The following is a 12,974-nucleotide window of genomic DNA, read 5'->3' as shown; positions in this document are numbered from 1 at the left end:
CTCAGGGCAGTCGCCGGTCCGCAGGTCAGGGCAGTCGGGGCAGCACGTTTCGGGCCGTGTGGCTGAGGATGCGGAGATCCTCCGCGAACCGCTCGCGGTCCTCGACGGGGAGCGGCGCCTCGAAGTGCCGCTTGATGTTCGCCACGTGCACCTGAGAAGCGCGCACCGCCGTCTCCTCACCCAGCGGAGTGAGTCGCACCAGCTTCGCGCGTCGGTCCTCGGGGGAGTCGGTGCGCGCCACGAGTCCCGCCGCCACCATGCGGTCCACCAGCCGGGTAGCGCCGCCCGTGGTCAGGACCTGTTCCTGGGCGATGGCCCGCATCGACATGCCCGGTGCGCCCGCCCGTCCGAGGATCAGCAACACCTCGAACATCAGATGACTGATCCCGCACTCCTCCTCCAGGGCCCGACCGAGGATGTACTCCAGTCGGTTGGCCGCCCCCTGCAGCCGCCCGAACGCGAGGATCAGCTCGTGGTCGGCGGCCTCCTTCGCCGTTCTGATGCCCGCCTGCTCGCTCACGGCCTCGCCGCCCCTTCTGCCGTCCCGGGTATCACCGTACCGATCATGTCCGGGGCGGCAGGGTGTCGGTGGACACGGTCGGCACGGCCCTACGGCGAAAAGGTCGAGGTGGCCTCTGCGGGCGGCTTCGGAGATGGCTGCGGCTCGACCGTAGGAGTCCTGTGCGGAGCGGGGGCGTCGGTCTGGCCGGCGCGGTTGCGGTGCACCGGCCGGCGCCCCGTCCCACGCCTATGCCCCTGGGCGCGGTCCGAGCCAGCCGGGCGTGGGGTCGCCCTTGACCTCGCCGAAGTAGAGGGCGAAGGTCTGCTTCCAGTGTTCGACCGCGGCACGGTCGGCCATGAAGCGGGGGAAACCGTCCACGTGGGCGTTCGGGTACACCCAGATCGGCTTGAGACGCGCCGGGGGAGTGACGTCGGGGCCGCCTGCTGCACTACATGACCGCGGATCCCGCGGTGTCGACGCCCTACTCCGCCGGTCGCGCGGTGGACCGTCGCGGCACGAGTGTGGGGGAGAGGGTGACCTGGGCCGACGGCCGGCCAGGCTTGGCGATCCGTTCCAGGAGGAGACGAACGGCGTTTCTGCCCAGCTCGCGGCCGGCCTGGTCGACGCTGGTGAGTGAGATCGGGCCGAACGCGGCGAACGTGGTGTTGTCGTATCCGGCCACCGAGAGGTCGCCGGGAACGGACAGCCCGGCCTCGGCGACCGCTTCGAGCACGCCCATGGCGACGATGTCCGCTCCGGCGAAGACCGCCGTGGGCCGGACGGGACGGGCCAGCAGCTCCTTCGTGCCCCGGTGGCCGCCGTCCTGGGTGTAGCTGGTGGAGACCACGTCGATCCACTCCTCCAGTCCGTGCTTCCGCATGGCCCGGCGATAACCGTCGGCGCGGCGGGCGTTCGGCATCTCCGTGAGGCGTGTCGGGTCGGTCTCGTGATGTTCGATGTGGGCGATCCGGCGATGTCCGAGGGTGGCGAGGTGGCCGATGACCAGGGCGGCGCCCTCGACGTCGTCGTCGGCCACGGTGTCGTACGCGGGAGATGACCCGTGGCGGCCGACGACGACGGTCGGCACCGAGGCGCCGACGCGCTCCATATGGGCGCGTGACGAGATCGGTGCGACCAGGATGATGCCGTCCATGCCGCGGTCGACCATCGCCTCGGTGACGCGGGCCTCCTCCTTCTCCCCGTTGCAGCCCGGGCCCAGGAACACCTGGTACTCGGTGTCCGCCAGCGAGGCGGTGACGCCGTCGAGGATCTCGGGGAAGAAGGGGTTGCGGATGTCGGGCAGCATCACGCCGATGGTGTACGTCTGTCCGCGCAGGCCCCTGGCGCCGGCGTTCGGCCGGTAGCCCAGCTCGTCGATCGCGCGGCGCACCTTGGCGCGCATCTCGGGGCTGGCTCCGTACGCGTTGCGCAGCACCTTGGAGACGGCTGTCGTGGACACCTGAGCGTGACGCGCAACGTCGACGATGGTGACGCGTCGAGGCCGGGCCTGCGGCTCCATCCGGTTCCTTGTCCCTTCGGGAAACGTTGTCGGCGAGTGTAGGGCGGAATCGCGACTCGGTGGGGCCGTCGCAGCGGCTGAGCTGCGCCGCCGCCGTGACAATCGCGCAGCCTGCGCGGCATCTTGACGTCACGCGGGACGCTCTCTAGGGTCTGGCAACACCTTTGGGAAACGTTACCCACTGGAGCCCGGGCCAACCGGCCCCGTATCGGACCGTCCGACCCCCGGACCGCATCGCCCACGACGACAACCCGTCGGCACCCCCGCACAACGGCTCGCAGTGCCGGAGTCACGATTCGGCGCCCTGTTTGAAACGTTTCAAGAGAGGAGGTCCGTGGATGACCCTCGCCCCGCACGGGCAGCTTCGGGACCATGACCGGCCTCCGGATGCGGAGCCGGTGCCGAAGGTCCGTCGGGCGCGAACCACCCGGACCGATCTGCTGGCCTTCTGCAAGGCCGCGAAGGCCAAGGGAACCCCCGCCTTCGCACTGGGCAACCAGGACAACTGGGTCGCCCAGCTGGTCCTGTACGCGCTGGTCGCCACGACCGTCTACGGCCCGGACCGCGACTTCGACCAGAAGATGCAGGCCGGCCAGGCCACCTTCGCGAAGTCGCCGTGGACCACCGCCCTCCACGTTCATCGGGTCGGACCGCACGGTGCCGTTCATGGATCAGCTGTGGCCCAACGCCAAGGTCCAGCAGACCATGCTCAGCGGCCTCCAGGAGATCTTCGGCGGGCAGTCCACGCCCGAAAAGCTCCTCGACGAGATGGACGCCGAGTACAAGACCGGCTCCTGACCACCCCCCCCAACACCTGAAGGGATGACGGTGTGAGCAATGCACCCCACCACATGGACGGCACGGACCGCGACCTCGAGCTCGGCCTCGACGAGAGCGGCGCTGCCGGGGCATGCCACGCGGGAATCCGCCGTAGAACCGTGCTCATGGCGTCGGCCGGCGCGGTGCCGGTAGTGGCCGGCGTCGTGGGCGGCTCGGCCGCCGCGCAGGCGGCGCCGTTCCGCCGTCCGGACGCCGCGGTGACCGGACTGACCGTGGAACACCGCACCGACCCCCTTGGTTTGGACGCCACCCGGCCGCGCTTCGGCTGGCGCATGCGGTCCGAGGCGCGCGGGCGGAGCCAGGGGGCGTACCAGATCCTGGTGGCGAGCTCACCGGACAGGCTGACCGCCGGTCGCGCGGACGTCTGGAACAGCGGCCGCGTGCGCTCCGCCGATTCCGTGGCCGTCCGTTACGCGGGCAGACCGCTGCGTGCCTCGACCCGCTACCACTGGACCGTCACCGTCTGGGACGCCGAAGGCCGTCCGGTCGGTACGGCGCCCCCCGCCTTCTTCGAGACCGGCCTCATGAGCACCGACGGCGTCGGCGGATGGGAGGGCGCGCAGTGGATCGGGATGAAGGGGAAGGCCCCCAACTCGGCCGGGGCGCCGATGCTGCGGAAGGAAGCAGCCCTGAAGGACCGGCCCAAGGTCCGCGAGGCGCGGCTGTACGTCTCGGCCCTCGGCGTGTACGAGGCCTACCTCAACGGACGCCATGTGACCGTGGAGCAGGACGGCGGCACCACGACCGAGCTGCTGCCCCCGGGCTCGACGAACTACGACGCGCGCGTCAACTACATGACGTACGACGTCACCGAGCTCGTGACATGGGAGCCGGACGTCACCCTCGCGGTCGTCCTGGGCAACGGCTGGTACAACGGCCGCATATCGGACGGCAGTACGTACTACTCGCAGGACGGCAACGCCCTGGCCGTCAAGGCCAAGCTGCTGATCCGGTACGCCGACGGTACGTCACAGACGGTCGTCACCGGACCGGACGGCGGCTGGAAGGCCACCGACACCGGCCCTTACCGCGCCGACGACATCTACGACGGCCAGACCTACGACGCCGCAAGGAGCTGCCGGGCTGGACGGCGCACGGATTCGACGACACCGCCTGGGCGGACGTGGAACGCGTCGCGTTCGACGACAGGTTCCCGGAGGCACGACTCCTCGCCTACCCGGGCGAGACCGCACGCTTCATGCACCGCTGGGACCGGGGACCGCAGTCGATCACCGTCGCCACGGGGGTGACCGGGCAGGACGGCAGCCCCAACGGCAGGGGCCGCATCGTCGTGGATCCTGACCGGACGGTGACCGATCCCGCGAAGGCGGCCACCGCCTCCGTCACGATCGGCGCGGGCGAGACCGTCGTCTTCGACCTCGGGCAGAACATGGTCGGCGTGGCCCGCTACAGCCTGCGCGGACCTGCCGGAGCCAAGGCCGAGTTCAGGTTCGGCGAGATGCTCAACGACGACAGCGCGGGCGCCGACGGCCCGGTGGGCTCCGTCTACCGGGCCAACCTCCGCAGCGCCAAGGCCACCAGTACCTACATTCTCAAGGGGGACCGGCACGGCGAGACCCACCAGGACTCCCTGACCTTCTACGGCTTCCGCTATGTGTCCGTCACCGCGACGGACACCGTCACGATCACCGGCCTGACCGGAAAGGTCGCCACCTCCGCGATCCGCGAGACCGGCACCGTCACCACCGACGACCCCGACATCAACCAGTTGGCGAGCAACATCCGTTGGGGCCAGCGCGGCAACTACCTCTGGGTGCCCACCGACTGCCCGCAGCGCGACGAACGCCTCGGCTGGACCGGCGACACCCAGGTCTTCTCCACGACGGGTCTCTACAACGTCGACGCCGGTGTCTTCCTCAGCCACTTCCAGGACACGGTCGTCGACTCCCAGGCCGTCTACGGCGTGGACAAGGCCCAGTTCACCGGGGTCGCCCCCACCGGACGTTTCAACTTCCCGGGCGGCGGCAGCGGTTGGGCGGACGCCGGTGTCATCGTGCCGTGGACCGTGTGGCAGATGACCGGCGACGCGACCGTCGTCAAGGACAACTGGCCGGCGATGACCCGCTACCTGGACTGGATCCAGGAGCAGACCGGTGACACCTATGCCGGACAGGGTTCCCTCACCGGCGACTGGCTGGCGCCGCAGAAGACCAGCGCCCAGATGATGAGCGACGTCTACTACGGCTACAGCACCCGGCTGATGGCTCAGATGGCCCGTGCGATCGGCAGGACGGCGGAGGAGAGGCGTACGACCGGCTCTTCGCACGCATCAGGCAGGCGTTCGTCACCAAGTACCTGAGCACCGAGGGCGGCACGGCCACGGTCAGGTCCAGCCTCGGCGACGCCTCCCCGATCGAACCGGGCTCCGACCCCAACCAGAAGACGGAGGACAACAGCCAGACGGCGCTGCTCTGGGTCCTCAAACTCGGCTTCTACGAGACGGAGGCCCAACGCCGCACACTCGTCGGGCATCTCGCCGACAACATCGGCAACGACGAGGCCTACAAGGCCGCCCACCCCAACAGCATCCGGGTCAGGTACGCCGAGAACACGCTGTCCGTCGGCTTCCTCGGCGTCAACGTCCTCGCCCCCGTCCTCACCGACGAGGGCCGCGCCGACCTGGCGTACAAGCTGCTCCACCAGGACGCCCTGCCGTCCTGGCTGTTCTCCGTGAAGAACGGCGCCACCACCGTCTGGGAGCGCTGGAACTCCTACTCCATGGAAGACGGGTTCGGGCCGGTCGGCATGAACTCCTTCAACCACTACGCCTACGGCGCGATCATGGAGTGGATGTACGCCTACATGGCCGGCATCGCCCGCGACCCGGACAGCCCCGGCTTCAAGCACTTCGTCCTGCAACCCCACGTCGATCCCACCGGCAGGATCAGGCATGTGTCGGGCTCGCACGAGTCGCCGTACGGCGAGATCAGGAGCGAGTGGAAGGTGGAGGACGGAGGCAGGGCCCTTGTGTACGACGCGGTCGTGCCCGCCAACAGCGAGGCGACGCTGCGACTTTCAGCCGTCTCCGCCGATGCCGTCCGCGAAGGACGGACTCCGCTGGCCCGAGTGGACGGCGTGCGTCTCCTCGGTCACAAGGACGGCGTGGCCTCGTACCGGTTGCCCTCGGGCTGATACCACCTGACCGCCCGGCTCCGCTGATCTGCCGACGTCTGATCAGCGGACGCCCGTCAGGCAGGCGCCGACAGCATGAAGCGGTCGTGTCCGCGGCGCCGAGGGGGCATCGCGGACACGGTCATCGACAGCACGCTCTCCTACGCTGCGGTGGCCGGCCGTGCGTCGGGCGTGACCCCGAAAGCGTCGGCGATGAGCGCGTGGGAGTGGCGGCGGGCTTCCTGGTCGGGGCTGATGCTCTGGAGCATGACCTCGGTCGCCCCAGTCTCCTCGATCATCTGAAGGAGCTGGTCCCGCACGGTCTCGGGGCGGCCGGCGAGCTGCCGGGGCCACCGGCCGTTCACGATCCTGGACGGTTCGTCCTTCTGCGCGGTGGTGAGCGTGCGGGAGGCTTCGTCGATGGTCGGGACGGCGGGGGCCTGTCCGGTGCGGCCGAGGCGGTCGAAGACGGCCCGGGTCGGCCAGGTCATTCGGTGGGCTTCTTCGTCGGTGTCGGCGGCGAACACGGCGACGCCGAGCATGACTTGGGGGGTTTCGGCGCCGTACAGGGTGGGCTTGAACGCCTTGCGATACGCCCGCAGGGCAGGAACCGCCCCGCCCGGGTTGATGAACCCGGCGAACGAGTAGCCGACGCCGAGGGCGGCGGCCAGTCCGGCGCTACTGCCGGAGGAGCCGAGGATCCACGGGTCGGGGCGGGCGGTCACGGACGGCATGAGCTGGATCTGCCGGAAGGGGTGGTCGGCGGGGAAATCGTGGTGCAGGAACGCCAGCACTTCCTGCACCTGCTGGTCGAAGTCGTCGAGATGCCCGCTGTCCCGGTCGCGCTTCAGGGCGATGTCGACGAGCGGGCCAGTGGTCGCCCGGCCGAGCCCCATGTCGAATCGCCCCGGCGCCACGGTCTCCAACTGCAGGAACAGCTCGGCGACCTTCGGGGGGCTGTAGTGGTTGAGCAGGATCGCGCCGGAGCCGATGCGGATGCGTTCGGTCTCCCGCGCCACGACGCCCATGAGGACCTCGGGGGCGTGCGAGCCCGACGGTGCCCAGGCCGTGGTGCTCGGCGAACCACATCCGGTGGAAGCCGTGCCGCTCGGCGTGCTTGGTGGTGGCCAGCGCCTCGTCGAAGGCGTCGATGGCGGTCTTGTCGCGCGGGACCGTGGCCTGTTCCACGATCGAGAGTTTCACCATGGTCTTGATCTCTTCTCGTTGAAGGCCCCGCCATGCGGTGGGTGCTCCAGGAGGCCTTCGACGGCTACTCCCGCTTCGATCGGTTCCGGGAGAACCTGGGCTCTCGTCCCCCGCTTGTGGCCTGCCCGAGCGGTGCGAGGAAGCCGAGGCGCCGGACACTGTCGGCGGTGTCAAGGCGCGGCCCCGGGACCGAGTCCGGCGATCGACAGCACGGCCACCGGCCGGCGCAGCACGAACCGCGCCCAGACCGGACGCGGCGGGCACCGGGTGCGGGCGCTCGCTTCCCGGCCGGGTGGCCTTGCGGACGGCACGGGGCGGCAACCGCAGGCCGAAGAAGCCGAACAGAGCGGGGCCCAGGGTCAGCGCGACGAGCGTCGGCATCATGGAGTGGGCGATGGTGCCGTCCTCGCTGACAGCGCCCGTCTCATGGGGGTCGCTCCCTGAGCCGTCGGAGCTGACGTCCGGGGTGTCGAGGCGGCAGCGGCACGAGCACCCCTCCTCACCTGATGCGGCCCCGGTCCGGTCGGGCGAAGGACGCCTCCGCCCGGTACGGATCACACCAGCGAGTGCCCGCTGCCTGCGCCCCGCCGCACCGCGGTCTCGACCGACAGGTCTTGGCCGAACTCAGCGGTTCCACCCCCGTCGGTGCGGCATCCGGGCGATCGGGCACCGCAACCCGGTGGTACGGCCGGAGGCTCGCACCAGGATCTGCGCCGCCACGTCAGCGGCAGCGGGCCCCGCGGCTACAGCGCGGTGAAGGTCCACTGCAGGTTGGTGCTGCTGCCGTAGGTCCACTGCTTGGTGACGGAGCCCGAGGCGACGCTGCCGCCGCCGTCGAGGACCAGGCCGGTGGTGCGGTTGGCGATCGAATGACTTTCGCCGCCCCGGTGGGTGATCTTCCACTGCTGGCTGGCGCCGCCGTTCCAGGGCGCCTGTCTGGCTGCGGCGCCGTCGGTCGTGGCGCCCCAGCCGTCGGCGACCATGCCGTTCGTGCGGTTGACCAGCCTGTAGTAGCCGTCTCCGACAGCCTCCGCATGCCACTGCAGGTTCGAACTGCCGTCCCAGGTCCACTGCTTGAGGTTGGACCCGGAGGCGACGTTGCCGCCGCCGTCCAGGGCGAGGCCGTTGGTGACGTTGGTGATCCGGAAGTACGTCGCCGGGTCGAACCGAACCTTGAGAGAGGTGACCTTGTCGTTGTTGCCGGTGACCCTGAGGTCGGGGTTGTCGGCGGTGAAGGTCCAGGAGGCGCCGGTGAAGTTGTCGTCGGAGTAGCCGATGACCTGGTAGCCGGGGGCAGGCCGGAGGGAGGAGAGGGTGCGCGGGCCCGGTCCGGCCGCGGTCAGGTCGGCCGCGGTGTAGTCGCCGACGGTGAGGACGGCGGCGTTGCCGGTGTAGTTGACGTCGGTGAAGGCGATGGCGCCGGCGAGTGGCCGCAGGCCAGGGATCGTGCCGGAGAAGGTGAGCTTCAGGACGTAGGCGCCCGCGCTGTACGGCGCCGAGGACGGCAGGGTGACAGTGAGGCCGGAGGAGTTCTGGGCCGGAGTGGGCAGGTCGATGTAGGTGCCGGCGGTGGAGCCGAGGAGCTGCACCGAGGTCAGCGAGGAGAGGTTGATCCGATCCGAGCTGAGGGTCTTGATCGTCAGAGTGGTGCCGGGCCAGCCCAGGACGGTGGCGTAGAGGACGTTGTCGGCCTTGTTGCGGGTGAAGCGGATGTCCTCTGGCGTGCCGGCGTGCGGGGTGGTGAACGCACCGCCGCCCATCTTCGTCGGTCCCTCGCCGTACGCGGTCCACGCACGGGTCGAGTACACGGACTCGCCGAAGCGCTTCAGATGGTCCCCGATGCCGAGCAGGATGTCCTTCTGCGCCTGGGGGATGGTGCCGTCGGCCATCGGCGCGATGTTCAGCAGCACGTTGCCGTTCTTGCTGATCCGGTCGAGGAACGAGTGCAGCATCTGGGGGACGCTGTAATAACCGATGCCCTGGGTGTAGCACCAACTGCTGCTGGAGATGCTGTCGTCGGTGAGCCAGTACGGGGTGGTCAGATCGCCCGGGCCGCCGCGCTCGTAGTCGAAGACCTCACCCTTGCCGTTCATGCCGTCCTTGTAGGTGGCGACGACCTCGCGGCCCCAACTGTTGGCCTGGTTGTAGTAGTACGACAGGAAGTTCAGGCGTTGCGTCTCGTCGACGGCGTCCAGCTTGAAGTCCTGCCAGAGGATGTCGGGCTTCGCCCGGTCGATGACCTCCTTGAGCTTGTCGTACCAGAGCTGGTTCTCCGCGGATGAACCCAGCTGCCCGTAGAGCTTCTTGAGACTGGGGTCCGTCTGGGCGGGGACGAACTCGTAGAAGCCGTTGAAGTGGTACGCGTGGTGCATGGCCACCAGCAGCTTCAGGCCCTTGGCGCGGATGGCCGTGGAGAACAGCTGCAGCAGGTCCAGCCCTGGCCCCTTGTCCACCGAGTTCCACTCGTTGACCTTGCTGTCCCACATGGAGAAACCGTCATGGTGCTCGGCGACCGGGCCGGCGAACCTGGCGCCCGCGTCGACGAACAGCTGCACCCACTCGTCGGGGTCGAACTTCCCGCCGGCCGACCTCAGTTTCGGCGCGAACTGCACGGTCTTGCCCGCCAGGTCCTTCGCTCCGTTGATGAAGTTGTGGTACGGCCATGCCGAGGGCTGGCCGTAGGTGGCGATGTGGTGCTGGTTCGCCTTGCTCCCGGCCTGGTACATGCTGCGCGGGTACCACTCGTTGTCGAAGGCGGGGACGCTGAAGGCGCCCCAGTGGAAGTAGATCCCGAACTTCGCGTCCTGGAACCACTCAGGGGCCGGCGGGTGCTGGTCGACCGAGTTCCAGTCGGGTGTGTACGTGCTGGGCGCCGCCTGGGCGATGTCGGCGCCTAACATACCTCCGGCAACGGCCGCCGTGGCCACGCAGGTTGCGGAGGCCAGGAACTGGCGTCTGTTGATCGAGCTCGACATGGACACATCCCTGATGCGGAAGGGGACAGGGGGGAATGCAGGGCCACGCATGAAGGTCGGCCATGTCGCCATGGGATGTCAACCAGCGTGCAGGGATGAAAACCCCGTATGGCTGAGGTGTTTGTCCTACTTGTTAGGCTCTTCATGCATATTGCGTTCACTCAGACATGCGATGTCTGGCAGGCAGTTCATGGTCAGTTCCCAGCTGACGGATCTCCCGCGACCGGCCCGTCGAGGTGTGCCGTACGGCCACCAGGACGCCCCGTCGGCTCTGGACGCCCGAGCTCGGGCGATCGCCTCCCCGCATACGCATCCCAGTATCATCAACGTCACCCTCGGCATGCGGACTCCGGAACCGGTCGGACGAGACGTGAGACTCCATGATCAGCAAGTCCCGGACGGCCTCTGGGACGATCTCCGCACTCAGGGGCTGATCAGGTCGGACGTGCTCACGGGGCACGGTGGGGGGAGGGGTGAGCGGTGTCTCTGACGGACAAGGCCATCGAGGAGATCCGTGAACTGATCCGGACCGGTGCGCTGCCGCCGGGAGCGAAGCTCCCCCCGGAGCCGGACCTGGCGGCCCAGTTGGGTCTGTCCCGCAACCTCGCGCGCGAGGCGGTCAAGGCGCTGGCCGTCGCCCGAGTCCTGGAGGTCCGCCGTGGTGACGGCACCTATGTCACCAGCCTGCAGCCCAGCCTGCTCCTGGAAGGGCTCGGCGGGGCCGTGGAACTGCTGCAGGGCGACTCGGCTGCCCTGCAGGACCTCATGGAGGTACGACGGCTCCTCGAACCCGTCGCCACCGGGCTGGCCGCCACCCGGATCTCGGACGACCAACTGGCCGAAGTCAAAAGCCACTTGGACGCCATGCGCGAGGCCCGCGACGACGTCGAACTGCTCAACGCCCACGACGCCGCCTTCCATCGCGCCGTCGTCGCCGCGACCGACAACGAAACCCTGCTCACTCTCCTGGAGAGCGTCTCCGGCCGCACGCTGCGCGCGCGGATCTGGCGCGGTCTGGTCGACGACAAGGCTGCGGGACGCACTCTCGCCGAGCACGAGGCGATCTTCAACGCCCTGTCCACCCGTGACTCCGCCCTCAGCCAGGCCGCCGCACTGCTGCACGTGAGCAACACCGAGCAGTGGCTGAGGGAACACCTGCGCTCCGGCGAGCCCCTCCCCTTCGGAACGGCAGCGCGGAACTGACGGGCGGGCGCTGCCCGCCACTGGCCGCCGTGACCGCCGTGGCGGAGGGCGGCCCGCACGACGCGGACGAGGCAGAGGCAACCGTTCATCTGCACCAACCGGGCGGTCGACACACGCTCGTCGACATCGCCGGCACCGCCGCCGCCCTGCACGCCCTGGGCGTCACCGGGGTCGTTGCGCACCGTTGCCGCTCGGCGGGGGTCAGGTGAACTCCGTGCATGGCGTGCTTACCTGCCCGGCACCGGCGCCCCTCACGTTGTCGGCCGGAGCAGCCGTCACGGGCAGCGATCTGCCCGGGGAGACGGTGACACCCACCGACGCGGCAGCCGGCAGGCGCTGCCTGGTCGCCTCGGACAGCCTCCGATGCCGTTGAGCGCGTTCGACGCCGTGGCCGTGGACACCCCTGCCCGTGCGGCCACGGCTCCGAGCGGGGGACGCCGCCAGGCACGCGAACTAGTCATGTATATGACAACCAACGCCTGCCCTGGAGGATGGGCCTGCTCACCCAGACCGACTCCACCTGCTGAGCGCCCGAACCCCCGATCAGCCACGCACCCCGCCGGGCAACTTGCCCGGCGGGGTGACGGCGCTGCTCGCCGCGGTCCCGCCTCAGTAGCCGTAGATCATCTTGTAGGCGACCTCGGGGAGGAACTGTCCGGCCGAGGAGCCGGTGCCGACGCCGCAGTTGCCGTCGGACTCGCCCGGGACCTTGATCCACAGGAGCATCTCGGCGCCTCCGCCCAGCCGACTGGGGGTGCCGATCCGGCGGCCTGAGGGGTTGCACCACTGGCCGTTGGAGCCGTTGCCGTTGCGGCTGGTGTCCACGACGAACGGCTTGGTGTAGCCGTACCGGGCGCTCAGTTCACTGTTGACGGCGTTGCCGTACGCGGTGTTCTCGGCCGTGGTCAGGTAGTTGGAGACGTTGAGCGAGAAGCCGTGAGCCTGGCGGACGCCGGCTTCGTGGAGGCGCGTGGCCATGGTCGCGGCACTCGCCCAGGCCGGGTTGCCGGCGTCGAGATAGACCCAGGTGTTGGGAGCCTGGCGGTTGAACTCGGAGAGCGCGCCGGTGAGCATGGCCTCGCGTTCGTCGATCTGGGCCTGGGTCATACAGCCGTAGTCCCCCAGGGAGTCCGGTTCGAGGACGACGACAGCCGGGCGGCCCGCGATCCCGCCCGCGAACTGGGCGATCCAGTTCGTGTAGGCGGACGGCGAGGAGGCTCCGCCCGCGGAGTGCCCGCCGCAGTAGTCGCGGTTGTAGATGTTGTAGGCGACAAGGACGGGCAGCTTGTCCCGTGCGTCCGCGGCACCCACGTACGCGCCGGTGGCGGTGCCGATGGTGCCGCTCCAGGAGCCGAACCAGCGGGCCGTAGGGGTGTTGGCGATGGAGGCGTTGATCGCGGGCGCCCGGCCGTCGCCGGGGTTGGCGGCGACCCACCGCTTCGCGCTGGAGTCGGGGTCCACGTAGAACCCGTTGGTCATGGTCGTCGGGTCCGCCGCGTGGGCGGCCGGTGCGGCGGTGAGCGCGAGCGGCAGCGAGGTGAGCGCTGCTGCCAGGGCGAGCAGTCTGCGGCGCATGACGGTACCTCGGTTCTCTGAC

General features: G+C 69.5%; 8 protein-coding genes and 4 pseudogenes. 6 read left to right on the top strand and 6 right to left on the bottom strand.

Annotated elements, in window-relative coordinates:
* Nucleotides 1-25: 25 nt before the first annotated feature.
* From OG562_RS03800 to OG562_RS03790, 3 genes and pseudogenes are all read right to left on the bottom strand, one after another.
* Nucleotides 26-520: a MarR family winged helix-turn-helix transcriptional regulator gene (locus OG562_RS03800; RefSeq protein WP_266393578.1), complete on the bottom strand. Its 495-nt coding sequence runs from the start codon at nucleotides 518-520 to the stop codon at nucleotides 26-28.
* Nucleotides 521-748: 228 nt separating this feature from the next.
* Nucleotides 749-934, bottom strand: a pseudogene (locus OG562_RS03795) (ABC transporter substrate-binding protein); the annotation flags it as partial.
* A 49-nt stretch (nucleotides 935-983) separates the two neighbouring features.
* The gene (locus tag OG562_RS03790) at nucleotides 984-2,021 is read right to left on the bottom strand and encodes a LacI family DNA-binding transcriptional regulator (protein ID WP_266393576.1); all 1,038 of its coding nucleotides are present in this window, start codon (nucleotides 2,019-2,021) and stop codon (nucleotides 984-986) included.
* A 666-nt stretch (nucleotides 2,022-2,687) separates the two neighbouring features.
* On the opposite strand from OG562_RS03790, the gene OG562_RS03785 reads away from it, so the two are divergent.
* Both OG562_RS03785 and OG562_RS03780 read left to right on the top strand, forming a co-directional pair.
* Nucleotides 2,688-2,819: a hypothetical protein gene (locus OG562_RS03785; protein WP_266393574.1), complete on the top strand. Its 132-nt coding sequence runs from the start codon at nucleotides 2,688-2,690 to the stop codon at nucleotides 2,817-2,819.
* A 146-nt stretch (nucleotides 2,820-2,965) separates the two neighbouring features.
* Nucleotides 2,966-6,014: pseudogene (locus tag OG562_RS03780) on the top strand (family 78 glycoside hydrolase catalytic domain).
* Nucleotides 6,015-6,154: 140 nt separating this feature from the next.
* Here the strand turns inward: OG562_RS03780 and OG562_RS03775 are convergent.
* Nucleotides 6,155-7,048 (bottom strand): annotated as a pseudogene (locus tag OG562_RS03775) (MsnO8 family LLM class oxidoreductase); the annotation flags it as partial.
* Nucleotides 7,049-7,942: 894 nt separating this feature from the next.
* Complete coding sequence (locus OG562_RS03770) at nucleotides 7,943-10,174, bottom strand: alpha-L-fucosidase (RefSeq protein ID WP_266393572.1); 2,232 nt, start codon at nucleotides 10,172-10,174, stop codon at nucleotides 7,943-7,945.
* Nucleotides 10,175-10,394: 220 nt separating this feature from the next.
* On the opposite strand from OG562_RS03770, the pseudogene OG562_RS03765 reads away from it, so the two are divergent.
* The 4 genes and pseudogenes from OG562_RS03765 to larC all read left to right on the top strand — a co-directional run.
* Nucleotides 10,395-10,664: pseudogene (locus tag OG562_RS03765) on the top strand (aldo/keto reductase); the annotation flags it as partial.
* Complete coding sequence (locus OG562_RS03760) at nucleotides 10,655-11,377, top strand: FadR/GntR family transcriptional regulator (protein WP_266393570.1); 723 nt, start codon at nucleotides 10,655-10,657, stop codon at nucleotides 11,375-11,377. The pseudogene OG562_RS03765 and the gene OG562_RS03760, both read left to right, overlap by 10 nt.
* Before the next feature lie 29 nt (nucleotides 11,378-11,406).
* Nucleotides 11,407-11,586 carry a nickel insertion protein gene (locus OG562_RS03755; protein WP_266393568.1) on the top strand — a complete coding sequence of 60 codons (180 nt, stop codon included), beginning with the start codon at nucleotides 11,407-11,409 and terminating at the stop codon, nucleotides 11,584-11,586.
* A complete protein-coding gene (gene larC / locus OG562_RS03750) occupies nucleotides 11,583-11,750 on the top strand; it encodes a nickel insertion protein (RefSeq protein ID WP_323187475.1) in 168 nt (55 codons plus the stop codon). Before OG562_RS03755 ends, larC begins: the two co-directional genes overlap by 4 nt.
* Before the next feature lie 236 nt (nucleotides 11,751-11,986).
* Here larC and OG562_RS03745 read toward each other — a convergent pair whose 3' ends face one another.
* Nucleotides 11,987-12,952: a glycoside hydrolase family 6 protein gene (locus tag OG562_RS03745; protein ID WP_266393566.1), complete on the bottom strand. Its 966-nt coding sequence runs from the start codon at nucleotides 12,950-12,952 to the stop codon at nucleotides 11,987-11,989.
* Nucleotides 12,953-12,974: the final 22 nt, after the last annotated feature.

Source organism: Streptomyces sp. NBC_01275, assembly GCF_026340655.1.
In the GTDB taxonomy this organism is placed as follows: domain Bacteria; phylum Actinomycetota; class Actinomycetes; order Streptomycetales; family Streptomycetaceae; genus Streptomyces.
This window is presented reverse-complemented; position numbering and strand designations above follow the sequence as displayed.

Bases quoted from the DNA above. Each gene is read 5' to 3' on its own strand.
- OG562_RS03790 (WP_266393576.1), bottom strand. From the start codon at position 2,021: ATGGAGCCGCAGGCCCGGCCTCGACGCGTCACCATCGTCGACGTTGCG.
- OG562_RS03785 (WP_266393574.1), top strand. From the start codon at position 2,688: ATGGATCAGCTGTGGCCCAACGCCAAGGTCCAGCAGACCATGCTCAGC.
- OG562_RS03770 (WP_266393572.1), bottom strand. From the start codon at position 10,174: ATGTCGAGCTCGATCAACAGACGCCAGTTCCTGGCCTCCGCAACCTGC.
- OG562_RS03745 (WP_266393566.1), bottom strand. From the start codon at position 12,952: ATGCGCCGCAGACTGCTCGCCCTGGCAGCAGCGCTCACCTCGCTGCCG.